We start from the raw sequence: 23773 nt of genomic DNA, 5'->3' as shown, positions 1-23773 counted from the left end.
TGCAATAAATCGGGGCGCTGCACTGCAATATGGCAGGACGTAAAGGATGCCAATTCGAAGTGCTCCCGAAGGCCCCGGAAAGCCTGAGTTCCGCCAATTTTGCGGAAATGGCATGAAGAATGCTCTTCAATATTGTCCGTGATGCGCTGCGGAAACTGGATGAAGGGCAGGAGTTTCTTCAAAAAGGGGCAGTGCAAACGGCTTTATTTTTCTATATAAACGTGAAAAATCACGTGAATTGATTCGCTTTGGCTGATGTGTGAATCATGTTTTCCCTGCGCTGGGCGGCAGGCAGATCGAAGCAGGCAGTTCCAACCTTTGAACGGAGATCGAACATCATGAAATGCAAGCGTCTGGTAGCGTCGGTAGTGATGGGTGCCCTGTTTTCCGGGGCGGCGTGGGCTCAGGTGAAGGTGGGCGTCGTATCGTCCTCCACCGGCCCGGTGGCGATGGTGGGCATTCCCCAGAAGAACTCCGTGCCACTGATGCCGACCAAGGTCGGCAACCTCACGGTGCAGTACATTCCGTTGGATGACGGCAGCGATCCCACCGCCTCGGTGGTGGCGATCAAGAAGCTGATCAGCGAAGAGAACGTGGATGCCATCATCGGACCGTCCGGCTCTCCGAACGCCATGGGCGTCATCCAGTTCGCCGCCGAAGCCGGCGTGCCGCTGCTGGCGCCGGTGGGCACCGCCGCGGTGGTGCTGCCGATGAACGAGCAGAAGAAGTGGGTCTTCAAGACCACCCAGAACGACCAGCTGATCGCCGATGCGCTGGTCGGCCACATGGCCAAGAGCGGGATCAAGACCGTGGGTTTCATCGGCACCTCCGACCCCTACGGTGAAAACTGGGCCAAGGTCTTCACCGAGAGCGCCGGCCGCAAGGGCATCAAGGTGGTGTCCAGCGAGCGCTTCCAGCGCAGCGACAGCTCGGTGACCGCCCAGGGCCTCAAGGTGCTGATGTCCAAACCCGACGCCGTGCTGATCGCTGCACCCGGCACGCCGGCCGTGCTGCCGCAGATCACCCTCTACGATCAGGGCTACCGGGGCAAGGTCTACCAGACCCATGGCGCCGCGCTGCCCGAGTTCCTGAAGCTCGGCGGCAAGAAGGTCGAGGGCACGGTGCTGGCCGCCAGCCTGATGCTGGTGCTGGACCAGATCTCCGACAGCCACCCGTCCAAGAAGATCGCCATCGACTACGTGAACGCCTACGAGAAGCTGAACGGATCCAAGCCGGCCACCTTCGGCGGCAACGTCTTCGATGCCGGCCTGCTGCTCAAGAACGCGATCCCCCACGCCGCTGCCAAGGGCAAGCCGGGCACCCCGGCCTTCCGTGCCGCCCTGCGTGACGCCCTCGAGCAGACCAAGGACATGCCCGCCACCCAGGGTGTTTACAACATGACGGCGGCCGACCACAGCGGCTTTGACGAGCGGGGCCGCGAACTCATCGCCGTCAAGGACGGCAAGTGGACCCTGATCCAGTAAGCGTCGTGTGCGCCGGCCGGGTCTCCGGTCCGGCTGGCGCGGGCGTTCCAGTGGGGAGCGCCCGGTTCAACCGCCATGGGGCGGTGTCTTGTACGAGGGTTTGTCCATGGAATTTCCGATTGCGTTGATGCTCGTGCAGGACGGCATCACCAACGGTGCGATCTATGCGCTGTTGGCCCTGGCCCTGGTGCTGGTCTTTGCCGTCACCCGGGTCATCTTCATCCCCCAGGGCGAGTTTGTCGCCTACGGTGCCCTGACCCTGGCCATGCTGCAGGCCGGCGTGGTGCCGACCACCCTGTGGCTGCTGGTTGGCCTGGGTGTCGCCGTGACCGTGGTGGACGGTGTCCCCGCCCTGCGTGCCGGGCGGCCGGGCAGGCTGCTTGGCGTGGCGGGCTGGAACCTGGCCTATCCCCTGGGCCTGGCCGCACTGTTGAGCGTAGTGCCCCTGCAGAGCCTGCCCCAGCTGGCCCAGGTGGCCCTGGCCCTGGCCATCGTCGTGCCGATGGGCCCGCAGATGTACCGGCTGGTGTATCAGCCGATCGCCTCCGCGCCGATCCTGATCCTGCTGATCGTGTCCGTCGCCGCTCACCTGACCATGGTCGGCATGGGCCTGCTGTTCTTCGGTGCCGAAGGCCAGCGTACCCCGGCGTTCTCGGAGGCCGTGCTCGATCTGGGCCCGCTGATGGTGCCCGGTCAAACCCTGGTCATCGTCGCCGTGTCGCTGACCCTGATCGTCGCCCTGTTCCAGTTCTTTGAGCGCACCCTCTACGGCAAGGCCCTGCGGGCCACCGCCATGAACCGGGTGGGCGCGCGGCTGATGGGGATCTCCCCGTCGCTGGCCGGCAAGCTCACCTTCTTCCTGGCCGCCTTCATCGGGGCCCTGTCGGGTGTGCTGATCGCGCCCATCACCACCGTGTATTACGACACCGGCTTCCTGATCGCCCTCAAGGGCTTCGTGGCCGCCATCATCGGCGGGCTGGGCAGCTACCCCCTGGCCGCCCTGGGTGCGCTGCTGGTCGGCCAGCTGGAGTCCTTCTCCTCCTTCTGGGCCAGTGCCTACAAGGAAGTCATTGTCTTCACCCTGATCATCCCCGTGCTGCTGTGGCGTTCCCTCAACAGCCGCCATGTGGAGGAAGAAGAATGAACGCCAAGCTGTCTCCGCGCCTGGTCCTCGGGGCCTTCCTGGCCCTGCTGGCCGCGGCGCCCCTGTTCCTGTCGCCCTTCTCGGTGACCCTGCTCAACTACATCGGCCTGTACGCCATGGTGTCCCTGGGGCTGGTGCTGCTGACTGGTGTCGGCGGCCTGACCAGCTTCGGCCAGGCGGCCTTCGTCGGCCTGGGGGCCTACACCACCGCCACCCTGACCACCATGACCTCCCTGCCGGGCTGGCTGGCCTGGATCGGCGCCTCGCCGTGGCTGACCCTGCTGGCCGGCCTGCTGCTGACCGCCGTGGTGGCGCTGCTGCTGGGTTCCCTGACCCTGCGCCTGTCCGGCCACTTCCTGCCGCTCGGGACGATGGCCTGGGGGATCAGCCTGTACTTCCTGTTCGGCACCTCGGAAAGCCTGGGCGGCCATTCCGGCCTCACCGGCATTCCGCCGATCAGCCTGTTCGGCATCGTCCTCGACACCGGCGAGAAGATCTTCTACCTGATCTGGGCCTTCCTGCTGGCGGCCGTGCTGACCACCCAGAACCTGCTCGACTCCCGCGAAGGCCGGGCCATCCGCGCCCTCAAGGGCGGCATCGTGATGGCCGAGGCGATGGGCGTGAACACCTCCCGCTCGCGCATGGTGATCTTTCTGATCGCGGCCCTGCACGCCTGTGCCTCGGGCTGGCTGTATGCCCACATGCAGCGCTTCGTCAATCCGACGCCCTTCGGCCTCAACATCGGTATCGAGTACCTCTTCATGGCGGTGATCGGCGGTGCCGGCCACGTCTGGGGCGCGCTGGTGGGCGCCGGGGTGATCACCCTGCTCAAGCAGTGGCTGCAGGACATCCTGCCCAAGCTGCTGGGCCAGGCCGGCAACTTCGAAGTGATCGTCTTCGGCCTGATGATGATCCTGGTGCTGCAGCGCGCCCGTGGTGGCCTGTGGCCGCTGCTGCGCCGGCTGGTGCCGGTGCGGGTCGACAACAAGCACATCGAGGAGTCTGCCGAGGCGCTGCCGCGACGCACGCCGCCGAAGGCCGGCGAGCTGATCCTCGAAGCGCGCAAGGTGACCCGCAAGTTCGGCGGCCTGGTGGCCAACAACAACATGAGCCTGGAGGTGAAGGCCGGCGAGATCCTGGCCCTGATCGGCCCCAACGGCGCCGGCAAGAGCACCATGTTCAACCAGCTTTCCGGCGTGGATACGCCGACCTCCGGCGAGGTGCTGTTCATGGGCCAGCCGGTGGCCGGCAAGGATTCCCGCGACATCGCCCGGATGGGCATGAGCCGCACCTTCCAGCACGTCAAGCTGCTGCCCACCATGAGCGTGCTCGAGAACGTGGCCATCGGCGCCCACCTGCGCGGCGACAAGGGCGTGCTGTCGTCGGCCTGGCGCCTGGACCGGGCCGAAGAGGCACGCCTGCTCAAGGAGGCCGCCCGGCAGATCGAGCGGGTCGGGCTGGGCGAGTTCATGCACGCCGAGGCGGGCAGCCTGGCCCTCGGCCAGCAGCGCATCCTCGAGATCGCCCGCGCCCTGTGTGCCGATCCCTGCCTGCTGCTCCTCGACGAGCCTGCCGCCGGCCTGCGCCACAAGGAAAAGCAGGCCCTCGGCGACCTGCTGCGCAAGCTGCGCGGTGAAGGTCTGGCCACGTTGATCGTCGAGCACGACATGGACTTTGTGATGAACCTGGTGGACCGGGTGGTGGTGATGGAATTCGGCCAGAAGATCGCCGAAGGCCTGCCCGACGAGATCCAGAAGGACCCGGCAGTGCTCGAAGCCTATCTGGGAGGGGTGGAGTGATGGCAAATCCGAACAACACCGTGCTGGAGATCCGCGACCTCAGCGTCTCCTATGGCAAGGTCGAGGCCCTCAGCAATGCCAGCCTGACGGTGGGCGAGGGCCAGATCGTCACCGTGATCGGCCCCAACGGCGCCGGCAAGACCACCATGCTGTCGGCCATCATGGGGGTGCTCGAGTCGAAGGGCCAGGTGGCCTTCGACGGCAGCATCGAGGTGGTGCCCGAGGTGGAGCGCATGGTCGCCCGCGGCATGAACCTGGTGCCCGAGAAGCGCGAGCTGTTCAGCGAGATGAGCGTGGAGGACAACCTCCTGCTCGGCGCCTTCCAGCGCTACCGCAGCGGCCTGCGCGACCATGCCAATACCATGGAAGAGATCTACACCCTGTTCCCACGCCTCAAGGAGCGGCGCAGCCAGCTGGCCGGCACCCTGTCGGGTGGCGAGCGGCAGATGCTGGCGGTGGGCCGCGCCCTGATGGCCAAGCCCAAGCTGCTGATGCTGGACGAGCCGAGCCTGGGCCTGGCGCCGCTGATCGTGCGGGAGATCTTCCGCATCATCGCCGAGCTACGCCGTCGCGGCGTGTCCATCCTGCTGGTCGAGCAGAACGCCCGCGCCGCCCTGCAGGTGGCCGACTACGCCTACGTGCTGGAAACCGGCCAGATCGCCATGCACGGCCCCGCCCACCAGCTGGCCGACGACCCCCGCGTGATCGAAGCCTATCTCGGCCTCGGCGGCAAGCATCAAGCCATGCTGGCCACCTGAGCGCACCCAAGGAGACACAAGAATGGAAGCCCTGCGCATCATGATCGACGAACATCAGTCCCTGGCGGCCATCCTGCACGCCATCCGGCTGATGCTCCGGGACATCGGTTCCGGCACCCTGCAGCCCGACATGGGCCTGCTGCGCGCCATGGTCCACTACCTGGACGCCTACCCCGAGAAGCGCCACCACCCCAAGGAAGACCAGTTCATCTTCGCCCTGCTCAAGCAGCGCACCGCCGAAGGGGCCGAGGCCGTGGCCCGCCTGGAGGAAGAGCACACCCACGGCAACGACCGCATCAAGGCCCTGGAAGTGGCCGTGCAGAACTATGCCGACGGCGCCCCGGGCGGATTCCAGGGCTTCGTGGAGGCCTTCGAGGCCTTCGCGGCCTTCTACCGGGACCACATGATGCGCGAGGAGCGGGAGATCCTGCCGCTGGTGCACAAGCATTTCACCGCCGAGGACTGGGCGATCGCCAACGCCGGCTTTGCCGGTTCGGTGGACCCCATGAGCGGGACCCGCACCCCGGCGGAGCCCGAGGATTTCGCGCGGATCTTCTCACGCCTGGTGGCCGCTGCGCCGGAGCCCATCGGGCTGGGGGCGGGTCCTTACAAGGAGGGCTGAGCCCCGCGCTGCCGGATGGCCCCTTGTGCAGGTATCATGCCCGGGGCCGCCGGCGGAGCAACCGGCCGAGCCGAGTCTTCAGGGCTTTCAAGAACCCCCCGATATGTCGAGCGCAAAAAAGAACAACCGCTTCCTGCCGACCAGCGAGAACTTCCGTTACGAGGAGTTCCCCTTCTACTGGCTGGCGCGGGCCCATGCCATCTACACCCAGCAGATGGAGCAGGTCCTCAAGAAGCTGGGCACCGACGTACCGACTCGGCGCGTGCTGCTGCTCCTGAAGAATCACGGCACGCTCAGCGTGTCCGAGATCTCCACCCACGCCATCATCAAGCTGTCCACCATCACCCGCATCGTGCAGCGCATGCGCGACGAGGGGCTGGTGCAGACGGCCACCAATCCGGATGACGCGCGGATCACCGACGTGTCCATGACGCCCAAGGGCGAGAGCCTGCTCACCGACATCCAGCAGGCCACCGGCAAGATCTTCCTGCGTGGCTATGCGGGCCTGAGCGAAGCCCGCCTGATGCGCATCAGCCAGGATCTCGAGCAGATCTTCAACAACCTGGCCGACCACTGAGCCCCGCGGGGCCGCTCAGGCACCGAAATAGCGGTCCGGCCGGTGGTTGATGGCGATCACCAGGTTCAGGGCTGCGGCCGCCAGCACCGACAGGGCCACCTGGCCCGGTGACACGGCCAGCAGGCCGATCGCCAGCACCACGCAATCCCCCAGCATCTGCACCGTGCCGGCGCGCCATCCCTTCACCTTCTGCAGGTAGATCGCCAGCACCCCCAGCCCGCCCAGGCTGGCGCCGTGGCGGATCAGGATCAGGATGCCGATGCCCGCCAGCAGGCCGGCCATCACCGCGGCAAAGAGCGGGTCGATCCGCTCGAAGGCGATCAGCCCCGGCAACATCTCCGTATACACCGCCAACACCGCCACCGCACAGAAGGTCTTCACCGTGAACGCGCGCCCCAGGGCCCGGTAGGCAAACACATAGAAGGGCAGGTTGATCAGGAACAGCACGGGGCCCAGCCGCCAGCCGGCCAGGTAGTGGAGCAGGAAGGCCAGCCCCGCCGTGCCGCCCAGCAGCAGGCGGCTTTCCCGGAACATCAGGATGGCCAGGGCCATGAACAGGCAGCCGGTGAGGACACCCTGGACGTCTTCCAGGGGGCTGTGGTGGGGAGGCGGAGCGTCGGAGGCCATCGGGATCAGGGCAGGAGCCGGAGTGCGCAATGATAACCGTCGCTCCCCCGGTTTTTTTTGATCCGGCCGTGTAAGAACCCGCCGCCGGCCCCGACTAAGAATCAGCACCTGCGATTTGCGGCACCTCTCCCGGGGCCGCCAGGGCTGATCCCCCCCAACTGCAAGGAGTTCCATCATGAAGAAGACCGCCACCCTGACCGCTGCCCTGGCCTCCACCCTGCTGCTCGCCGGCCTCGCCCATGCGGCCGACAATCCGTTTGCCGCCAAAGCGCTGGACGGCGGCTACCAGCTCGCCCAGGCCGACACCAAGGCCAAGGATGGCAAGTGCGGTGAAGGCAAGTGTTCCGCCGCCAAGAAGAAGATGTCCAAGAAGGCCGACGGCAGTTGCGCCGCCGACAAGGCAGGCCATGGCAAATGCAGCGGTGACAAGATGAAGGAAGCCAGCTGCGCCAGCGACAAGAAGGCCGACGGCAAGTGCGCGGCCGACAAGAAGTGAGCACCCGCCTGCCGGCCGGCGCCGGCCTCGGCTTCCGCCGCGAGCTGCTGCCCGCGATGGAGGCCGGGGTGCCCGACAGCGTAGCCTTCTTTGAGCTGGCCCCGGAGAACTGGGCCGGTACCGGCGGGCGGCAGGCCCGCCAGCTGCGGGCCTGCACCGAGCGCTATCCCTTCGTCTGCCACGGCCTGTCCCTGTCGCTGGGTGGCATGCGTCCGCTGGACACCGACCTGCTGCAGCGCATCCGCCGCTTCATGGACAGCCACGGCATCGCCCTCTACACCGAGCACCTCGCCTGGGCCGACGACGGCCGGCCGCTCTACGATCTGCTGCCGCTACCGTGGACCTGGGAGGCGGTGCGGTGGACCGCCGCCCGCATCCGCCAGGCCCAGGACGTGCTAGGCATGCGCATCGGCATCGAGAACGCCTCCTGCTACCTGGTGCCGCCGGGGGCCGAGATGGACGAGGCCGGCTTCATCCGCGCGGTGATCGAGGAAGCCGACTGCCTGCTCCACCTGGACGTCAACAACATCGTGGTGAACAGCGCCAATTTCGGCTTCGACGCGCTGGCCTTCCTGCGCGCCCTGCCCCTGGAGCGGACCTGCTACATCCACGTGGCGGGGCATCACGTGGAAGAGGACGGCTGGCGGCTCGACACCCATGGCGCGCCGGTCATCGACCCGGTGTGGGACCTGCTGGCCGAGGCCTATCGCCACTGCGGGCCGGTGCCCACCTGCCTGGAGCGGGACACCGAGTTTCCCACCCTGGATGAACTCGGCCGCGAGGTGGCCCGCATCGCCACCTTGCAGCGTGCGGCGGCCCGTTTACCGGAGCGTGTGGCATGAGCGCGCCTGGCCTGCATGACTTCCAGCGCAGCTTCGGCGCGCGCATCCGCGGCGGCGGCCGCACGCCGTGGCCCGCCGGTGTGCCGGCTGCGGCCATGGCGCGCTACGAGGGCCTGCTCTTCGCCAACCTGCGCGGCTTCCTGGATCGCTGCTTCCCGGTCGGCCGGGCCTGCCTCGGCGAGGCGCGCTGGGCCCGCCTGTGCCGCGCCTTCTTCCGCGACGGGGCCTGTGAGTCTCCCTGGTTCCGCGACATCCCCCGGGCCTTCGTGGCCTATCTGGAAGCTGGCGAGACCCCGCCGCTGCCGCGCTGGTTTGCCGCCCTGGCGCACTATGAATGGGCCGAGCTGGCGGTGGAGCTGATGGACGGTGAGGGTGCCCCGGCCGACCCCGGCGGGGACCTGCTCGACGGCATCCCGGTGCTCAACCCGGCCCTGCTGTCGCTGGCCTTCGACTGGCCGGTGCAGCACATCGGCCCCGACTACCGGCCACGCCGGCCGCAGCCTGTCCGCCTGCTGGTGTATCGCGATGCCGCCGATACGGTGTGCTTCGTCGAGCTCAGCCCCGCCACCGCGGCCTTGCTGGCCCTCCTGGAGCCGGCGGCCCGGCGGGGGCGGGATGTGCTGGCCAGCCTGGCCGGGCAGATGGGGCGGGAGGCGGATGCCGCCTTTCTCGAATTCGGTCGTCACGCCTTGGCCGACCTGTGTCGCCTCGGCATCATTCTGGGAGTTCAAGCATGAATACCGCCTCTGCCCCGCTGCTTTCCGCATCCCTTGACTTGCTGCGTGCCGGCCTCCGCGGTCTCGACGGCGCGGGCCAGTGGGCAGCGTTGCTCGGCCTGCGCCTGGTGCTGGCCTGGGAGTTCTTCGAGTCCGGCCTCGAAAAGCTCCATGGCAGCAACTGGTTCGACGACATCCGGGAGCGCTTCCCGTTTCCCTTCGACCAGGTGCCGACCGACATCAGCTGGCAGCTCGCCACCACCTTCGAGCTGGCCGGTGGCATCGCTCTGCTGCTCGGCCTGGGGACCCGCTTCTTTGGTGTCTCGCTGGCCGTCCTGACGGTGGTGGCCACCGCCGCCGTGCATTGGCCCGAGGCATGGGGCAGCCTGGCCGAACTGGCGCAGGGCTATGCGATCAGCGATGAGGGTTTCGGCAACTTCAAGTTGCCGGTGATCTTTCTTGCTATGCTGCTGCCGCTGATCCTGCTCGGTCCCGGGCGCCTCAGCGTGGATGCATGGATCCGCCACCGCGTCCTTTTGTCAGGAGCCGCCCGCCAGCCATGACGGATACCCCCCAGGCCGAACTCATTTCCAGCTTCCGCCCCCAGATGCTCAAGTTCGCCCGCCTGCAGCTGCAGGATGACGCGGCCGCCGAGGATGTGGTGCAGGAGGCCATGGAGTCCGCCCTGCGGGGGGTTGATCGCTTTGGCGGCCGTTCGGCCCTCAAGACCTGGTTGTTCACCATCGTCCGCCACAAGGTCATCGACGCCCTGCGGGAACGTGGCCGCAGCGTGCAGGTGTCCAGCCTCGAGCGGGACGAGGCTGACATGGACGAAGCCTTCGAGGCCTTGTTCCGCGAAAACGGCCACTGGAGCCCGGCCGGCCGGCCGCGGGCCTGGGGTGATCCGGAAGAAGCCCTGGCACAGCGCCAGTTCTGGCAGGTCTTCGAGACCTGTCTCGAGGTGCTGCCGGCGCGCACCGCCAGGGTGTTCATGATGCGGGAGTTCCTGGGCCTGGAAACCGACGAGATCTGCACCACCTTGCAGCTCAGCATCAGTAACTGCAACGTGATCCTGCACCGGGCGCGGGCGGGTCTGCGCCAGTGCCTCAGCACCGGCTGGTTTGCCGGGGAGGGCGCGCCATGCTGACTTGTCGTCACGCCACCCGAATCATGTCCGAGGGCATGGACCGGCCCCTCAGCCTGGGCGAGCGGCTCCAGCTGCGCTTCCACCTGGCCTTCTGCCGGGGCTGCCGCGCCTTCCGGCGCCAGACCGCCTTTCTGCGCCGCGCCAGCCGTGCCTTTATCCGCCTTTCCGACGACGACACGCCCTGAACTGCAGCTGACCCTTCAGATTTCCCGCGAATGACCGTCACAACAGCGCATTAGGCTTATGCACGGGCCATGCCGCCGCCATAGGGGGGCCTGGCAGGCCCGTCAAGCGTGGCGCCAGTGTGGCAAATGTGCTTTGCTGCATTGCAACAGCAGGACTATCCTGTGGCCTGTTGGCACACCAATCTGAAGCGAGAATCAGCGTGAGTGAAATCGATCTGAAACGGTTCTTCCTCGAACAGGTACGCCTTTTCGAGCATTTCCCGGCCGACAAGGTCGAGGAGATCGTCAGCCAGGGGCAACTCGCCACCTACGAGGGCAACGAGGCCATCCTGGAAACCGGCGACGACAGCAAGTACATCGGCGTGCTGATCACCGGCCATGCGGAGATTTCCGTCACCGACAATATCGGCACCCGCTCGGTGCTGTCCCAACTGGCCCCGGGTGATGTGTTCGGCGTGATGTCGATCCTGACCGGCGACAAGCTGGCTGCCGACGTGATCGCCGGCAACCGCTGCTATGTGCTGCTGATTCCCCAGGCGATCTTCAACAGCCACATCCTGACCAACCCCAGGGCGGTGGCTTACCTGTCGCGCCTGCTGCTCGACCGCATGCGCAGCATGTCCCTGGACATCGTGGCCGGCCAACCCGCCGGCGCCGCCAAGTCCGACGACCCCTACGCCCTGTCCCTGATCAACGGCACGCCGGGCAAGGTGCTGGCGCTCAACGTCGGCATCAGCCAGATCCACTTCGGGGTCTACGACACCAAGGATCTCGGCTCCGACGTCCACGGCATCATCGACAACTCCGATCCAGCCGTGTCCTGCGTGACGGTGAATGTCGGCACCCAGACCAAGACCCAGGTGCGCGAGCCTTTCGCCCTCACCGAGCTGTTCCGGGTGATGAGTGAGGCGACGCGGCTGCTCGGTGACGTCTTTGCCTTCCATCCTGAGGATGTGGTGGCGGTCGGCCACCGGGTGGTCCATGGCGGCAGCAAGTTCTCCAGCGCGGTGGTGATCTCCCCCAACGTGATCGCCGACATCGAGGCCTTGTCCATCTTCGCGCCGCTGCACAACCCGGTGAACGTGGAAGGGATCCGCATGGCCATGCAGCAGCTGCCTGGCGTGCCCCATGTGGCGGTGTTCGATACCGCCTTCCACCAGACCCTGCCGCCCTACGCCTACCTCTACGGCCTGCCCTACGACCTGTACAAGCAGGAAGGGATCCGCCGTTACGGCTTCCACGGCACCTCCCACCGCTATGTGTCCCTCAAGTCGGCGGAAGTGGTGAAGCGCCCCCTGGGCGAGCTGGAGATCATCTCCTGCCACCTGGGCATCGGCGCCTCCGTGTGCGCCATCGACCATGGCCGCTCGGTGGACACCTCGATGGGCATGACCCCCGCCGACGGCCTGATCATGCCCAGCCGCTCCGGCAGCATCGACCCGGCGGTGATGATCCACCTGATGGAGCATCACCACATGTCGCCGGAGGAGCTGTCCCGGCTCATCAATACCGGTAGCGGCCTGAAGGGTATCTCGGGCATCTCCAGCAACATCCACGACATCGAGACCGCTGCCAGCAACGGCCATCACCGCGCCCTGCTGGCCCACAAGGCCTTCTGCTACCAGGTGCGCAAGAACATCGGCGCCTACGTGGCGGCCATGGGCGGCATCGACGTGCTGGCCTTCACCGGCGAAGTGGGCGAATCCAGCGCCACCGTGCGCAGCCTGGCCTGTCAGGGCCTCGGCTACATGGGCATCAAGCTGGACGAGGAAAAGAACCGCAACCTGGGCAACTTCGGCTCCCACGCCGTCATCTCGGCCGACGACTCGCCGGTCACCATCCTGGTCATCAACAACGATGACGAGCGTCTGGTGGCCTGGGAGACCCTGCGCTCCATCGAGCGCAACCAGCTGCTGCTGGAAGCGCGTGCCGAGGAGGCGCCGGCCATCCCCATCGAGATCTCGGCCCACCACGTGCACCTCTGCCAGGCCGACGTGGACAAGCTCTTCGGTGAGGGCCACCAGCTCACGCCCGAGCACGAGCTGTCCCAGCCGGGTCAGTTTGCCTGTGCCGAGAAGGTGCACCTGGTCGGCCCCAAGGGGCGCATCGCCAACGTCCGGGTGCTGGGCCCGACGCGCAAGGAGACCCAGGTGGAGATCGCCATGACCGAGCAGTTCAAGGTCGGCATCCAGCCTCCCATCCGCGAATCCGGCGACCTGACCAACACCCCGGGCATCACCCTGGAAGGCCCGGCCGGCAGCACCGTCATCGAGCGTGGCGTGATCTGCGCCCAGCGCCACATCCACATGACACCCGAGGACGCGCGGCGCTTCCGGGTGCGTGACAAGTACGTGGTGCGGGTGCGCGTCGAGGGCGAGCGTGAGCTGATCTTCGGTGACGTGGTGGTGCGGGTGAATCCGGCCTACCGGCTGGCCATGCACATCGACACGGACGAGGGCAACGCCGCCAACATCCGCACCGGCATGCAGGGCTACATCGAGGAGATCCAGAGCCGGGTCTGAGGCGGGGGCTGTGCCCTCATCCCGTGTCCCGGCAAGGGCGGCTTAGGCCGCCCTTTTTGCTGCCGGGGCTGCCGGCTTCAGTCCGGCAGCTCGCTCTCGGTGAAGCCCCACAGCCGGTAGGCCCAGAAGCTCTCGTCGGCAAAGATCCGGCGGCGCAGTTCTTCCGGTGGAAAGCCGGTGAGGCGCCGGGTCTGGCGGCACAGGTGCGACTGGTCGGCGAAGCCGGTGTTGCTGGCCACGTCGCTCCAGTTCACATTCCCCGAACGGCCGGCCACCACCGCGTCGAAGAAGGCCTGCTCGGAGCGCCCGAGGCCGCGCAGTTCGCGCAGGGGCTGGCCGGTCCATTGCTTGATCCGGCGTTCGACCTGGCGCAGGCTGCGTCCCAGGCCGGAGGTGCCGGCCCGCAGCGCGAGGTTGTGGGACCAGTCCAGGAAGAAGCGGGTGGGCGAGTCGGCATCCGGCCTGGCCTGCTGCCAGCGGGGGTCCAGGAAGGTGGCCATGATCCGGACCCTTGCATCATCGTCGGCGGCCTTGTCCACCTCCCTGCACATGGCCATCCATGCGGGATCCAGCACCTCTGCGGCGGGGACGACGCGGTTGATGTAGGCGCCGGGGTCGATGCCGGTCATCAGCGCCAGGGCATCGGGCATCAGCATCAGCATCATGGCGTGCATGGGGCCCGGATTCCGGCTGATCACCGGGCGGTTGAACGGTCCGCAGAAGGTGATCCGGTCCGGCAGCGGGCTGCCGGGGCTGTCCTCCCGGGCTGGCTGGTGGGAGCGCAGCACCTCGGCCTGGCCGCTGAAATACCAGACCAGGGAGCAGGCCGGCGTGGCCGGGAAGTGGTTGTAGCGCTCCTCTGCGCGCAGCGCCACGCCACGGGTGTCCCGGCTCATCACGGCACGGACGCAGGACGACAGGGCGGGGCGGGGCAGCCACAGCTGGGACGAGGTGGCCGACAGCGGGGCGGCGCCCGAAGCGGGCGGGGGCGGGGCGATCTTGAGCATGCCCTAGTATAAGAAAAGCCTACAGTTCCGGCATGCCCCGGCCATGTCGTAATCGTTCAATACCCTCTCCCCGCAGGCCGGATAGGATCCGCTCCGGCCGTTCGTTCCGGGCGGCTGCGCTTCAGTTTTCGGGGAATACGATGCATCCGGTCAGCTTGTGCAATGTGGGGAAGGTCTATCGCCTGGGGGCGGTGGAGGTGCCGGCCCTCAGCGATATCACCCTCGACATCCGGCGGGGAGTCTTCACCGTCATCTCGGGGCCCTCCGGCAGTGGCAAGACAACGCTGCTCAACCTCATCGGCTGCATCGATACGCCCGACCAGGGCGAGATCCGGGTGGCCGGCCGGGCGGTGCAGTCCATGCCCGACGACGAGTTGTCGGATTTCCGGGCCCGTCACATCGGCTTCATTTTCCAGAGCTTCAACCTGATCCCGGTGCTCAGCGCCTACGAGAACATCGAGTATCCGCTGCACCTCGCCAAGGTCGGGGCCGCGGAACGGCGGCGGCGGGTCCAGGCCCTGCTCGAGGCCGTCGGGTTGGAGAGCCGCCGCAACAACCTGCCGGCCCAGCTTTCCGGCGGCCAGCGCCAGCGGGTGGCGATCGCCCGGGCCCTGGCCACCGCGCCGGGCCTGGTGCTGGCCGATGAGCCGACCGCCAACCTGGACAGCCAGACCGGGGCGGAGATCATCGCCCTGATGCGCCGCATGCAGCGCGAGCAGGATGTCTCCTTCGTCTTCTCGTCCCACGATCCGCAGGTCCATGCCGAGGCCGACGATGTGATCTTCATCCGCGACGGCCGCATCGTCGGCGTCGAGCTGAAGCGGGAGGTGGCCCGGGAGGTGGTGCGTGAAGGGGCGCTGGAAGTGCAGGGAGAGCGCTCATGAACACCTGGTTCCTGGCCTGGCGCAACCTGCTGCGCAACCGCCGTCGCTCCCTCACCACCCTGCTGGCGATGGTCATCGGCCTGGTCGCCATCCTGATCTTCGGTGGCTACCGCTCGAACATCCTCTACGGCACTCAGACCGGCTTCGTGCAGCAGACCGGCCATCTGCAGATCCAGCGCAAGGGCTATTTCCTGGATGGCGGCGACAACCCGACCGCCTACGGGATCGCCGGCTACGAAGGCCTCCTGGCGCGCCTCCGGCAGGACCCGCAACTGGCGCCGATGCTGGTGATCGCCACGCCGACCCTGCAGCTGGGCGGCATCGCCGGCAATTTCTCGGGCGGAGTGTCACGCTCGGTGATGGCCACCGGCCTGATCCCGGAGGACCGCAACCGGATGCTCGAGTGGAACGACTACGGGGTGATCAGCTATGCCCAGCCCCTGCCGTTGGTGGGGGCGCCTGGCGACGCGGTGCTCGTCGGCATGGGCGTGGCGCGCAAGCTGAAGCTGTGCGCGCTGCTCGAGTCGGCCGACTGCGTGCCCGTTGGGCAGCCGGCTGCGGGCGAGGGGGCAGGGGTGCCCGACGACGTCGCGGCCCTGTCGGCCCTCGAGGGCAGCGCCCGGGCGACATCCGCCGAAAACCGCATCGAGATGCTCGCCGCGACGGCGCGGGGCGCCCCCAATGTGGCCAGCCTCAACGTGATCAAGGCCAGCAACATGGGCATCAAGGCCCTCGACGATGTGTACATGGCGATGCACCTGGCTCAGGCCCAGCGCCTGATCTACGGCACAGCCACGCCGCAGGTGACGGCCATCCTGATCCAGTTGCGCCATACGGAACAGATCCCCGCCGCCCGCCAGCGCCTGGCGGAGTTGCTGGCGGAGTCCGGGCAGGAGGGGCTGGAGGTGCTGGACTTCGATACGCTCAATCCGACCTACCGGCAGACCAACGAGTTCATGGACTCCATGTTCGGCTTCATTGCCTTGCTGATCGGGGTGATCGTGTTGTTCACCATCGGCAACACCATGAGCACCGCGGTGGTCGAGCGTACCGCCGAGATCGGCACCCTGCGGGCCATGGGGCTGCGCCGTTCGGGCATCCGCCGCCTGTTCCTGTGCGAGGCCCTGCAGCTCGGGTTGATCGGTGCCGCCATCGGGGTGCTCACGGCCCTGGCTGTGGCCTATGCGATCAATCACAGTGGCTGGTCGTGGACCCCGCCGGGCTATGCCTACGCCTACCTGATCCTGGTGCGGGTGGGGGAGGACCTCCCGTTGCTCGCCGGCAGCGTGACCGGCATCATCGCGGTGACCCTGCTGTCCGCCTGGTGGCCCGCCCGCCGTGCGGCGAGGTGGGTGATCGTCGATGCCCTGCGCCACGCCTGAGCCATGAATATGACGTCTTTCCGCCTGATGATCCGCCTGCTGGCGCTCGCCCTGATCCTGGTGGCGCTGCCCGGCCGCGCGGCGCCCAGCCCGCAGGAGATCCTGGTGGCCAGCGATGCGGTCCGCAATCCGGACTTCCCCTTCGGGCTCACCAACACCCTGGTGGAGTACCGCCAGGGCCGGCAGACCGAGAGCAGCACGCTGGCCATCTATTCCAAGGCCGATCCTGCGGGCGGCCAGTTCCGCAGCCTGGTGCGCTATACCGCGCCGGCCCGTGATGCCAACAAGCTGATCCTCTTCAACGGCAAGGACATGTGGTTTTACGATCCGTCCAGCAAGGCCAGCATCCGCCTGTCGCCCCAGCAACGCCTGCTCGGCCAGGCCTCCAACGGCGACGTGGTGACCGTCAATTTCGCGCGGGACTACCAGGCCGTGGCGGCGGTGGAGGAAGACACCCAGGACGGTGACCGCCAGACGCGGCGCTGCCACCGCCTCAGTCTCTCCGCCGCCAACCCGGATGCCACCTACCATCGCATCGAGATGTGGGTGGATGTGGCCAACGCCCGTCCGCTCAAGGCGCGCTTCTACTCGGAGAGCGGCAAGCTGCTGAAGACCGCCTATTACCGCCGCTACCAGCCCATCTTCGGTGTGCAGCGGCCCACCGAGATGGTCATCATCGACGGTCTGGAGAGCGACTGGGTCACCGTCATGCGCTACTCCGACTGGACCCGGCGCGAGGTGCCGGAGGCCTGGCTGCAGCGCGATTACCTGCCGCGCTTCAAGCCGGAATGAGTCGGGCCGGCGTCTGCTTGGGCGCCTTGGCGCTTTTCGTCCTGGCCGGTCCGGCCCGGGCGACGGATGCCGATGATGCCGCCCTCAGTCTGGCTGACCTGCAACCCGCGGAAGTCGCACAGGCCAGCGACTGGCGGAGTTTCATCGAGGCCGGCGCCGGCGCCTCGGTCCGGCGCGGTGACGGCGCCGTACAGGGCAGCCGGCGCCTGTCGGTGGATATCCGCTACGAGCATTCCCTGGCGCCCGGCACGCGTGTCTTCGTGGCCGACCGTCTGGACCTGGGCCAACCTGCCCCCGGGAGGGGCGAGCATGCCGTCAACACCCTCAAGGAAGCCTATGTCAGCTGGCAGCTCGCTGCCGATGCCATGTTCGACCTGGGGCGGATCAATGTGCGCAACGGGGTGGCGACAGGCTACAACCCTACCGACTACTTTCGTGAAGGCGCCGTCCGTGCGCCGATCTCCATCAACCCGGCGAGTCTCCGCGAGAACCGCCAGGGCAGTGTCATGCTGCGGGCCCAGCACCTGTGGGACGGCGGCTCGCTGACCGCCCTTTACGCGCCGGCCCTGGCGCGGGAGTCCAATCCGGAGGGCCTGGCCCTGGACGTGGGAGCCACCAACGCACGGCATCGGGGCTTGCTGGCCCTCAGCCAGCGGGTCGGAGGGCTGACGCCGCAGTTGCTGGTCTTTCACGAGGAGGCACGCTCCACCCGCTTCGGTTTCAACCTGACCGGCCTGCTCAACGATGCCACCGTGGCCTACCTGGAGTGGTCGGGCGGGCGCAGCGCCACGCAGCTGGCCGACGCCCTGCAAGCCTTCATGCCGGCATGTGACTGCACCACCTGGCGCAACCGTGTCTCCAGCGGCCTGACCTACACCACGCCCGACAAACTCTCGCTCACCGCCGAGTACCAGCATAACGGTGGGGGCCTCGAGGCGTCGGCATGGAATGCCCTGCGCCAGGGGCCGGCCGCCCTTTACGGCCAGTACCGCAGCGCCCTGCGGGTTACCCAGGAGATGCCCACCCGCCGGGCGGTGTTCCTGCAGGCGCTGTGGCAGGACGCCCTGGTGCCGCGCCTGGATCTCGGTGTGATGCACAACCTCGATCTGGCGGACCGGAGCCATCGACTGTGGGCGGAGGCGCGCTACCACGTGGACAGCGTGGAGTACGCACTCCAGTGGGTCCGCCATGGCGGCGAGGCGGGCAGCGTGTATGGGGCGGTGCCGGAGTCCCGCGGCTGGCAGCTGCTGGCACGGTATTACTTCTAGGCGGGGCGGGGGCACGCTGTTCGTCCCGGGCCAGATGAAACAAAAAGGCCGGTTCCCAGGGGAACCGGCCTTTCTGCCTATCGGGTGGTGCTCATGGGCAGGATTGAACTGCCGACCTCTCCCTTACCAAGGGAGTGCTCTGCCACTGAGCTACATGAGCGGTATCCCGTAGTGTCCGCGCCGGGTGACAACCCGGGGAACGGGAAACTGGAGCGGCAGAAGAGTCTCGAACTCTCGACCTCAACCTTGGCAAGGTTGCGCTCTACCAACTGAGCTACTGCCGCATTTTCAACGATTTGAAGCAGCGTTTTGACTGCTTGCGCTGCGTCTGTCGAAGGCCGGCACTATACCGGAATCTTTCGATTTGTACACCTCGCGATTGAAAATTTTCATCGTCGGGTGGCCGGGCAGTGATGTTCCAGCAGGGGGCACGCTGCGTACCTGGCTTGGTTCTTTCCGTGAATCTCCATTGAGATCAAAGCCGTAGGCCCCGCTGCGCGATGTGCCCGTTTGGTGCGGCGCGCCGGAGGCATGCCGGGTTTTTGTGCATGGATTTCCCGTCAGATTTTCCAAGCGCTTGATTCTTAAGGCGCGCTTGATTCTGGCACAGCTCATGCTTCTTGTTGGGAAACTTTTTTTCATACTGTGCAATAGGGGAGTAGAGCCATGAAGTTTCCGCAAAGGACGCAGGCCTGCCAGTCACACGGGAGCCGGCCATGAAATGGATCAGCGCAATCATCAAACCCTTCAAGCTCGATGAGGTCCGCATGGCCCTCAGCGCTGCAGGGGTACCCGGGCTGACGGTAACCGACGTGAAGGGCTTCGGCCGCCAGAAGGGGCACACCGAGCTGTACCGGGGGGCCGAGTACGTGGTGGATTTCCTGCCCAAGGTGAAGGTGGAGGCGGCGGTGCCGGACGATGCGCTGGATGCGGCCATCGCCGCCATCGAGCAGGCCGCCGGAACCGGCAAGATCGGTGACGGGAAGATCTTCGTCTTCGAACTGGAACGCGCCATCCGTATCCGCACCGGCGAGTCCGGTAGCGAAGCCCTTTGAGGAGAATCCCATGAAACGTCTGATGGTCTTTGCAAGCCTGCTGTTTGCCCTGTTCATGACCGCCCCGGCGTGGGCTGAGGATGCGCCGGCCGCCGCGGCCGCGGTCTCGGCGGTGGCCGATGCGGCCAGCGCTGCCGCCCCGGCAGCGGCCCCCGCCGCCGCGCCGGTGCCCAACAAGGGCGATACCGCCTGGCTGATCACCGCGACCCTGCTGGTGGTGATGATGGCAACGCCGGGCCTCGGCCTGTTCTACGGCGGCATGGTGCGCTCCAAGAACATGCTGTCGGTGCTGATGCAGACCCTGGTGATCTTCTGTCTGCTCGGCGTGCTGTGGGCGGTGTATGGCTACAGCCTGGCTTTCACCGACGGCAATGCCTTCATCGGCGGCTTCGACAAGCTGTTCATGAAGGGCGTGACGCCCGAGACCGTGGTGGCCACCTTCAGCAAGGGCGTCGTGCTCCCCGAGTACCTCTTTGCGTCCTTCGAGCTGACCTTCGCCGCCATCACGCCGGCGCTGATCATCGGCGGCTTCGCGGAGCGCATCAAGTTCTCGGCAGTGCTGATCTTCATGGTGCTGTGGTTCACCTTCTCCTATATCCCGATGGCCCACATGGTGTGGTACTGGGCGGGTCCGGATGCCTTCACCTCTGCCGAGGCGGCGGCCAAGGCGGGCGAGTTCGCCGGCTTCCTGTTCAACAAGGGCGCCCTCGACTTTGCCGGTGGCACCGTTGTGCACATCAATGCGGGTGTCGCCGCCCTGGTGGGTGCCTACATGGTTGGCCCGCGCATCGGCTACCGCCGTGAATCCATGGCCCCCCACAGCCTGGTGATGACCCTGGTTGGCGCCTCGCTGTTGTTCGTGGGCTGGTTCGGCTTCAACGTGGGGTCCGCCCTCGAGGCCGGTGCCACGGCCAGCCTGGCCTTCTTCAACACCCTGGTGGCGACCTGCGCCGCAACCGTCTCCTGGACCATCATCGAAGCCCTGTTCAAGGGTAAGCCCTCGATGCTGGGCGCGGTGTCCGGTGCCATCGCCGGCCTGGTGGTGATCACCCCGGCCTGCGGCCTGGTGGGGCCGATGGGCGCCATCATCATGGGTCTGCTCGGCGGCATCGTCTGCTACTGGGGCGTCAATGGCCTGAAGCGCATGCTGGGGGTGGATGACAGCCTCGACGTGTTCGGCGTGCATGGCGTCGGCGGCATCCTTGGTGCGCTGCTCACCGGTGTCTTCGCCTCGCCCGAGCTGGGCGGCGCCGGCATCTGGGACTACGTCGCCAACGCGCCGGGCGCCTTCGACATGAGCGCCCAGATGGTCGCTCAGGCCTGGGGTGTCGGCACCGCCGTGGTGTGGTCGGGCGTGGTGTCCTACGTGGCCTTCAAGCTGATCGACCTGACCATCGGCCTGCGCGTCAATGAGGAAGACGAGCGCGAAGGGCTGGATCTCGCCGCCCACGGCGAAACGGCCTACCACCACTGAGCGGAGCGGCGGCCATGATGCTCTGGATGAAGGGAATCCTGGGCCCCCGCGGGGGTGACTTCGTGGCCGCCGGAGATGCGGTCGGGGATGACCTGGCCGGTTCTGTGCCGACCGTGCAGGAAGCGCCTTCGCCAGGGCATGCCCTGGCGGCCTGGGGGCGCCGCATCGGCCACCTGGTCCGCCATGGCCTCAATGCCGAGTCGGCCCACGCCGCCCATCAGGGTGAAGTGGCCGCCCGCATCCAGGCCATGACCGGTGAAACCGCCCGCGGCCAGGCTGCCATGAACCAGGGCAGCGAACAGGCCCTGGCGCTGCGCGACCGGGCCGTGGCCACCCTGTCGGAAGCCGGGCAGGGGGTCGGCATGGGGCTGGCGGAGCTTGAGGCTGCTCTGGCCGACAAGGTCGGGCGCATCGGGCAGGTGGTGCGGGTGCTCGAGAAGATCGGCCGCGACCTGGATCTGCTGGCCCTCAATGCCGCCATCCAGGCGGCCAGCGCGGGAGAGCAGGGGCGGGCCTTCGCGGTGGTCGCCGACAGTATCCGGGCCCTTGCCGGCGATACCGTGGCAAATGCCAAGAGCGCCTCCCGGCTGCTCGATTTCAGTGACTTCCAGACTCGTCTGGAAGGCTTCCGCAATGCCAGTTCAGCCAGCGTGGAGGCGGCCAACCGGGAGACCGGCGAGGCCTTCGCCCGCATCGGCGAGACTTTTGATGGCCTGCGTGGCGCACTTGCCGCGCTGGAGGAGCATGGTCGGGTGATCGCGGCCATGCACGCCCTCAACCAGAGCACCTTTGAACGCCAGAGCCTCAAGCTGGAATGGGCCGAGCGCCTCGCCCGTGAGCTGGGGCGCCTGGAGAGGCTGCCGCGGGACGGCATCCTGCCGGCCCTGGCGCCGCTGCTGGAGCGGGAGGGGCTGCAGGCCGACTGCGCCTTCGACCGGCTGGCGGCCATCCGTGCCCGGGGCTGCCTGCGGGTGGCCATCGAGCCGGCCTTCAAGGGCTTGTCCTTCCGCATGAAGCCGGGCGAGCCTCTGCGCGGCCTCGATGTGGATTACGCCCGTGCCTTTGCCAGGTCCATCGGGGTCAAGGTGGAGTTCGTCGAACACCCCTGGGACCAATGCACCGAGCTGCTGCAGGCCGGCCGGCGTCCCGGCGAGGCCGAGGCCGACCTGGTGTGGAGCGCCCTGCCGCCCAACGCGGCCTACAAGGGCGTGGCCTTCTCGGAAAGCTATACCTATCTCAACTACGTCCTGGCCCGGCGCCAGGGCGACGAACGCATCAGCGGCCTGGCCAGCCTCGAAGGGAAGGTGCTGGGCTGCATCAACGATCCGGCGGCCTTCGCGGCGCTGGAAGCCGCCGGGCTGCGCTGGAGCAAACATGCCCGGGGTGGCCCGGGCACGGTGCGCCTGGCCAACCTGATCGGCTACTCGGACCAGGGCGTGATCCACGATGCCCTGGCCGACGGCACGGTGGACGCCTTTGCGGTGGATCACCCGATCTTCGCCTGGGCCTGCTACGGCAAGGACAGCCCCTGGCGTGGGCGCATCGAGATCCTGCCGCAGGCGCTGTCGCCGCAGCCCTGGTTCTACGCAGTGGGGGTGGCCGACGACCCGTCGTCCCTCGGGCTCCTGCAGGCGATCAACCGCTTCATCACGACCTTCGCCCGCAGCCGCGAGCGGGAAGATATCGAGCGCACTTGGCAGTTCGAGGTGATCAAGGGCAGCGGCAGCTTCCGCAGCGAGCCCGGCCGCCTGCGTGGTGAGGAGGCGCTGGCGGCCGACGCCGCCCGCACCGGAGCGGCCCGTGCCTCGGCCTGAGGCACGGCTGGGAGGGCCTCAGCTGGCTTCGCCGCCGCTGGGGTACATCAGCACGCTGAGGAAGCGGATCGGGCATTTCGTCAGCTTCTCGGGGCCGTGGGGAATGTCGGCGCGGAAGGTCAGCGCATCCCCCGGAGTCAGCACATAGGTGTTCTGGCCGTGCCGGTACTCGATCTCCCCCTCCAGCATGTAGATGAACTCGGTGCCCGGGTGCTCGAAGATCGGGAAGGTCTCGGACTCGTGATCGATGGTGATCAGGAAGGGTTCGAAGACCTTGGTCGGCCCCTGGTCATAGGCCAGCAGGTGATAGGTGTGGCCTTTCTTGGTGCCACGCCGCACCACCTCCATGCCTTCTCCGCTCTTCACCAGCTGGGCGCTGCCGTCCCGGACGTCGTAGCCCCGGAACAGGGTCGCGATGGAAACCCCCAGCGCCGCGGCGAGCCGCGACAGGGTGTCGAGGCTGGTAGCCGTCTGGGCGTTCTCGATCTTCGACAGCATGCCCCGGCTGATCCCGGCCAGATTCGCCACGTCGGCGATGGTCAGGCCGTGCTTCTGGCGCAGGTCGCGGATGGTGTTGCCCAGATATCGCTCCAGGCTGCCGCTGCCTTCGTGCTCGCTCATCGGTCGTCCTCCCTCAATCAATTCCAGAGGAATTATTGCATACCGCCGAATGTTTCACTCAAGGAAAAAATAGTTGACATGGGGAAATCAGAAATGCACTATACGAAAAAATGATTCGTTATATGAACTTCCAGCGGAGTTGAGAACATGTCATCGAGCCGTCGTTACACCCTCTCACTGTCCTGTCCGGACCGGGTCGGCATCGTCGCCGCGGTGAGCGGCTTCCTGGCCAGCCACCAGGGCTGGATCACCGAGGCGAACCACCACGCCGACGCGCAGGCGGAGCGCTTCTTCATGCGCCAGGAGATCCTGGCGGACTCGCTGCCCTTCGGTATCGAGACGCTGCGCGACAAGTTCGCGCCGATTGCGGCGGAGTTCCAGATGGACTGGCGGATCTCGGACAGCGCGCGCAAGAAGCGGGTGGTGATCCTGGTGTCCAAGCAGGAGCACTGCCTGTACGACCTGCTGGCGCGCTGGCAGGCGGACGAGCTGAACATCGAGATTCCGTGCGTGATCTCGAATCACGAGACCTTCCGGGGCCTGGTGGAGTGGCACGG

The 23773-nt window shown here is 67.0% G+C and carries 23 protein-coding genes, 2 tRNA genes and 1 pseudogene; 21 read left to right on the top strand and 5 right to left on the bottom strand.

All coding sequences use genetic code 11. The features are described 5' to 3' along the window. Positions 1-338 precede the first annotated feature (338 nt). The 6 genes from HHL15_RS21450 to HHL15_RS21425 all read left to right on the top strand — a co-directional run bounded on the left by HHL15_RS21450 (position 339) and on the right by HHL15_RS21425 (position 6384). Entirely contained in the window at positions 339-1484 is a 1146-nt protein-coding gene (locus HHL15_RS21450; protein WP_169147860.1) for an ABC transporter substrate-binding protein, read from the top strand. A 106-nt stretch (positions 1485-1590) separates the two neighbouring features. Beyond that, positions 1591-2628 (top strand): branched-chain amino acid ABC transporter permease, encoded by a 1038-nt coding sequence (locus HHL15_RS21445; protein WP_169147859.1) that lies wholly within the window; start codon positions 1591-1593, stop codon positions 2626-2628. Next, positions 2625-4427, top strand: a complete 1803-nt coding sequence (locus HHL15_RS21440) for a branched-chain amino acid ABC transporter ATP-binding protein/permease (protein WP_169147858.1) — start codon at positions 2625-2627, stop codon at positions 4425-4427. The genes HHL15_RS21445 and HHL15_RS21440 overlap by 4 nt, the downstream gene beginning before the upstream one ends. Continuing rightward, complete coding sequence (locus tag HHL15_RS21435) at positions 4427-5185, top strand: ABC transporter ATP-binding protein (protein ID WP_169147857.1); 759 nt, start codon at positions 4427-4429, stop codon at positions 5183-5185. The genes HHL15_RS21440 and HHL15_RS21435 overlap by 1 nt, the downstream gene beginning before the upstream one ends. Before the next feature lie 22 nt (positions 5186-5207). Continuing rightward, positions 5208-5807 carry a hemerythrin domain-containing protein gene (locus HHL15_RS21430; RefSeq protein WP_169147856.1) on the top strand — a complete coding sequence of 200 codons (600 nt, stop codon included), beginning with the start codon at positions 5208-5210 and terminating at the stop codon, positions 5805-5807. 103 nt (positions 5808-5910) lie between these two features. Beyond that, the gene (locus tag HHL15_RS21425) at positions 5911-6384 is read left to right on the top strand and encodes a MarR family winged helix-turn-helix transcriptional regulator (protein ID WP_169147855.1); all 474 of its coding nucleotides are present in this window, start codon (positions 5911-5913) and stop codon (positions 6382-6384) included. Positions 6385-6399: 15 nt separating this feature from the next. Here the strand turns inward: HHL15_RS21425 and HHL15_RS21420 are convergent, their stop codons facing one another. Further along, positions 6400-7041, bottom strand: a complete 642-nt coding sequence (locus HHL15_RS21420) for a YitT family protein (RefSeq protein ID WP_235943571.1) — start codon at positions 7039-7041, stop codon at positions 6400-6402. Positions 7042-7186: 145 nt separating this feature from the next. Between HHL15_RS21420 and HHL15_RS21415 the strand changes: the two genes are divergently transcribed. The 7 genes from HHL15_RS21415 to HHL15_RS21385 all read left to right on the top strand — a co-directional run bounded on the left by HHL15_RS21415 (position 7187) and on the right by HHL15_RS21385 (position 12919). After that, a complete protein-coding gene (locus tag HHL15_RS21415) occupies positions 7187-7507 on the top strand; it encodes an HvfA family oxazolone/thioamide-modified RiPP metallophore (RefSeq protein WP_169147854.1) in 321 nt (106 codons plus the stop codon). Beyond that, entirely contained in the window at positions 7504-8349 is an 846-nt protein-coding gene (locus HHL15_RS21410) for an HvfB family MNIO-type RiPP peptide maturase (protein ID WP_169147853.1), read from the top strand. The genes HHL15_RS21415 and HHL15_RS21410 overlap by 4 nt, the downstream gene beginning before the upstream one ends. Continuing rightward, a complete protein-coding gene (locus HHL15_RS21405) occupies positions 8346-9086 on the top strand; it encodes an HvfC family RiPP maturation protein (protein WP_169147852.1) in 741 nt (246 codons plus the stop codon). The genes HHL15_RS21410 and HHL15_RS21405 overlap by 4 nt, the downstream gene beginning before the upstream one ends. Continuing rightward, the gene (locus tag HHL15_RS21400) at positions 9083-9628 is read left to right on the top strand and encodes an HvfX family Cu-binding RiPP maturation protein (protein ID WP_169147851.1); all 546 of its coding nucleotides are present in this window, start codon (positions 9083-9085) and stop codon (positions 9626-9628) included. Before HHL15_RS21405 ends, HHL15_RS21400 begins: the two co-directional genes overlap by 4 nt. Further along, entirely contained in the window at positions 9625-10212 is a 588-nt protein-coding gene (locus HHL15_RS21395; protein WP_169147850.1) for a sigma-70 family RNA polymerase sigma factor, read from the top strand. The genes HHL15_RS21400 and HHL15_RS21395 overlap by 4 nt, the downstream gene beginning before the upstream one ends. Beyond that, complete coding sequence (locus tag HHL15_RS21390) at positions 10206-10397, top strand: zf-HC2 domain-containing protein (RefSeq protein WP_169147849.1); 192 nt, start codon at positions 10206-10208, stop codon at positions 10395-10397. The genes HHL15_RS21395 and HHL15_RS21390 overlap by 7 nt, the downstream gene beginning before the upstream one ends. A gap of 200 nt (positions 10398-10597) precedes the next feature. After that, positions 10598-12919, top strand: coding sequence for an acetate/propionate family kinase (locus HHL15_RS21385; protein WP_169147848.1), 2322 nt, complete (start codon positions 10598-10600; stop codon positions 12917-12919). A gap of 77 nt (positions 12920-12996) precedes the next feature. On the opposite strand, the gene HHL15_RS21380 is transcribed toward HHL15_RS21385, so the two are convergent. Then, a complete protein-coding gene (locus HHL15_RS21380; RefSeq protein WP_169147847.1) occupies positions 12997-13926 on the bottom strand; it encodes a helix-turn-helix domain-containing protein in 930 nt (309 codons plus the stop codon). Positions 13927-14066: 140 nt separating this feature from the next. Here HHL15_RS21380 and HHL15_RS21375 point away from each other — a divergent pair, with 140 nt between their 5' ends. From HHL15_RS21375 to HHL15_RS26815, 4 genes are read left to right on the top strand one after another with little or no spacing between them, the layout of a single operon-like run. Continuing rightward, a complete protein-coding gene (locus HHL15_RS21375) occupies positions 14067-14810 on the top strand; it encodes an ABC transporter ATP-binding protein (protein ID WP_169147846.1) in 744 nt (247 codons plus the stop codon). Further along, entirely contained in the window at positions 14807-16192 is a 1386-nt protein-coding gene (locus HHL15_RS21370; RefSeq protein ID WP_169147845.1) for an ABC transporter permease, read from the top strand. The genes HHL15_RS21375 and HHL15_RS21370 overlap by 4 nt, the downstream gene beginning before the upstream one ends. A gap of 3 nt (positions 16193-16195) precedes the next feature. Beyond that, entirely contained in the window at positions 16196-16984 is a 789-nt protein-coding gene (locus HHL15_RS21365; RefSeq protein WP_206198903.1) for an outer membrane lipoprotein-sorting protein, read from the top strand. Between the two features lie 26 nt (positions 16985-17010). Further along, positions 17011-18252, top strand: a complete 1242-nt coding sequence (locus tag HHL15_RS26815; protein ID WP_169147844.1) for a hypothetical protein — start codon at positions 17011-17013, stop codon at positions 18250-18252. A gap of 85 nt (positions 18253-18337) precedes the next feature. Here HHL15_RS26815 and HHL15_RS21355 read toward each other — a convergent pair. Next, positions 18338-18412, bottom strand: a tRNA-Thr gene (locus tag HHL15_RS21355). 48 nt (positions 18413-18460) lie between these two features. Then, a tRNA-Gly gene (locus HHL15_RS21350) sits at positions 18461-18536 on the bottom strand. A gap of 432 nt (positions 18537-18968) precedes the next feature. On the opposite strand from HHL15_RS21350, the gene HHL15_RS21345 reads away from it, so the two are divergent. Genes HHL15_RS21345 through HHL15_RS21335 form a run of 3 tightly spaced genes read left to right on the top strand, consistent with a single transcriptional unit; the run spans position 18969 to position 22595 of the window. Beyond that, positions 18969-19307 carry a P-II family nitrogen regulator gene (locus HHL15_RS21345; RefSeq protein ID WP_169147843.1) on the top strand — a complete coding sequence of 113 codons (339 nt, stop codon included), beginning with the start codon at positions 18969-18971 and terminating at the stop codon, positions 19305-19307. A 10-nt stretch (positions 19308-19317) separates the two neighbouring features. Next, positions 19318-20781 carry an ammonium transporter gene (locus tag HHL15_RS21340; protein ID WP_169147842.1) on the top strand — a complete coding sequence of 488 codons (1464 nt, stop codon included), beginning with the start codon at positions 19318-19320 and terminating at the stop codon, positions 20779-20781. A gap of 14 nt (positions 20782-20795) precedes the next feature. Then, a complete protein-coding gene (locus tag HHL15_RS21335) occupies positions 20796-22595 on the top strand; it encodes a methyl-accepting chemotaxis protein (protein ID WP_169147841.1) in 1800 nt (599 codons plus the stop codon). A gap of 18 nt (positions 22596-22613) precedes the next feature. Here HHL15_RS21335 and HHL15_RS21330 read toward each other — a convergent pair whose 3' ends face one another. Then, on the bottom strand, positions 22614-23216 hold the full coding sequence (locus HHL15_RS21330) for a helix-turn-helix domain-containing protein (RefSeq protein WP_169147840.1): 603 nt from the start codon (positions 23214-23216) through the stop codon (positions 22614-22616). 147 nt (positions 23217-23363) lie between these two features. On the opposite strand from HHL15_RS21330, the pseudogene HHL15_RS21325 reads away from it, so the two are divergent. Then, positions 23364-23773: pseudogene (locus HHL15_RS21325) on the top strand (formyltetrahydrofolate deformylase); the annotation flags it as partial.

Source organism: Zoogloea dura (assembly GCF_012927165.1).
Classification (GTDB): Bacteria; Pseudomonadota; Gammaproteobacteria; order Burkholderiales; family Rhodocyclaceae; genus Zoogloea; species Zoogloea dura.
This window is presented reverse-complemented; position numbering and strand designations above follow the sequence as displayed.

Excerpts from the sequence above, each read along its gene's own strand:
- HHL15_RS21450 (WP_169147860.1), top strand. The coding sequence starts at position 339 with ATGAAATGCAAGCGTCTGGTAGCGTCGGTAGTGATGGGTGCCCTGTTT.
- HHL15_RS21445 (WP_169147859.1), top strand. The coding sequence starts at position 1,591 with ATGGAATTTCCGATTGCGTTGATGCTCGTGCAGGACGGCATCACCAAC.
- HHL15_RS21440 (WP_169147858.1), top strand. The coding sequence starts at position 2,625 with ATGAACGCCAAGCTGTCTCCGCGCCTGGTCCTCGGGGCCTTCCTGGCC.
- HHL15_RS21435 (WP_169147857.1), top strand. The coding sequence starts at position 4,427 with ATGGCAAATCCGAACAACACCGTGCTGGAGATCCGCGACCTCAGCGTC.
- HHL15_RS21430 (WP_169147856.1), top strand. The coding sequence starts at position 5,208 with ATGGAAGCCCTGCGCATCATGATCGACGAACATCAGTCCCTGGCGGCC.
- HHL15_RS21425 (WP_169147855.1), top strand. The coding sequence starts at position 5,911 with ATGTCGAGCGCAAAAAAGAACAACCGCTTCCTGCCGACCAGCGAGAAC.
- HHL15_RS21415 (WP_169147854.1), top strand. The coding sequence starts at position 7,187 with ATGAAGAAGACCGCCACCCTGACCGCTGCCCTGGCCTCCACCCTGCTG.
- HHL15_RS21405 (WP_169147852.1), top strand. The coding sequence starts at position 8,346 with ATGAGCGCGCCTGGCCTGCATGACTTCCAGCGCAGCTTCGGCGCGCGC.
- HHL15_RS21400 (WP_169147851.1), top strand. The coding sequence starts at position 9,083 with ATGAATACCGCCTCTGCCCCGCTGCTTTCCGCATCCCTTGACTTGCTG.
- HHL15_RS21395 (WP_169147850.1), top strand. The coding sequence starts at position 9,625 with ATGACGGATACCCCCCAGGCCGAACTCATTTCCAGCTTCCGCCCCCAG.
- HHL15_RS21390 (WP_169147849.1), top strand. The coding sequence starts at position 10,206 with ATGCTGACTTGTCGTCACGCCACCCGAATCATGTCCGAGGGCATGGAC.
- HHL15_RS21380 (WP_169147847.1), bottom strand. The coding sequence starts at position 13,926 with ATGCTCAAGATCGCCCCGCCCCCGCCCGCTTCGGGCGCCGCCCCGCTG.
- HHL15_RS21375 (WP_169147846.1), top strand. The coding sequence starts at position 14,067 with ATGCATCCGGTCAGCTTGTGCAATGTGGGGAAGGTCTATCGCCTGGGG.
- HHL15_RS21370 (WP_169147845.1), top strand. The coding sequence starts at position 14,807 with ATGAACACCTGGTTCCTGGCCTGGCGCAACCTGCTGCGCAACCGCCGT.
- HHL15_RS21365 (WP_206198903.1), top strand. The coding sequence starts at position 16,196 with ATGAATATGACGTCTTTCCGCCTGATGATCCGCCTGCTGGCGCTCGCC.
- HHL15_RS21345 (WP_169147843.1), top strand. The coding sequence starts at position 18,969 with ATGAAATGGATCAGCGCAATCATCAAACCCTTCAAGCTCGATGAGGTC.
- HHL15_RS21340 (WP_169147842.1), top strand. The coding sequence starts at position 19,318 with ATGAAACGTCTGATGGTCTTTGCAAGCCTGCTGTTTGCCCTGTTCATG.
- HHL15_RS21335 (WP_169147841.1), top strand. The coding sequence starts at position 20,796 with ATGATGCTCTGGATGAAGGGAATCCTGGGCCCCCGCGGGGGTGACTTC.
- HHL15_RS21330 (WP_169147840.1), bottom strand. The coding sequence starts at position 23,216 with ATGAGCGAGCACGAAGGCAGCGGCAGCCTGGAGCGATATCTGGGCAAC.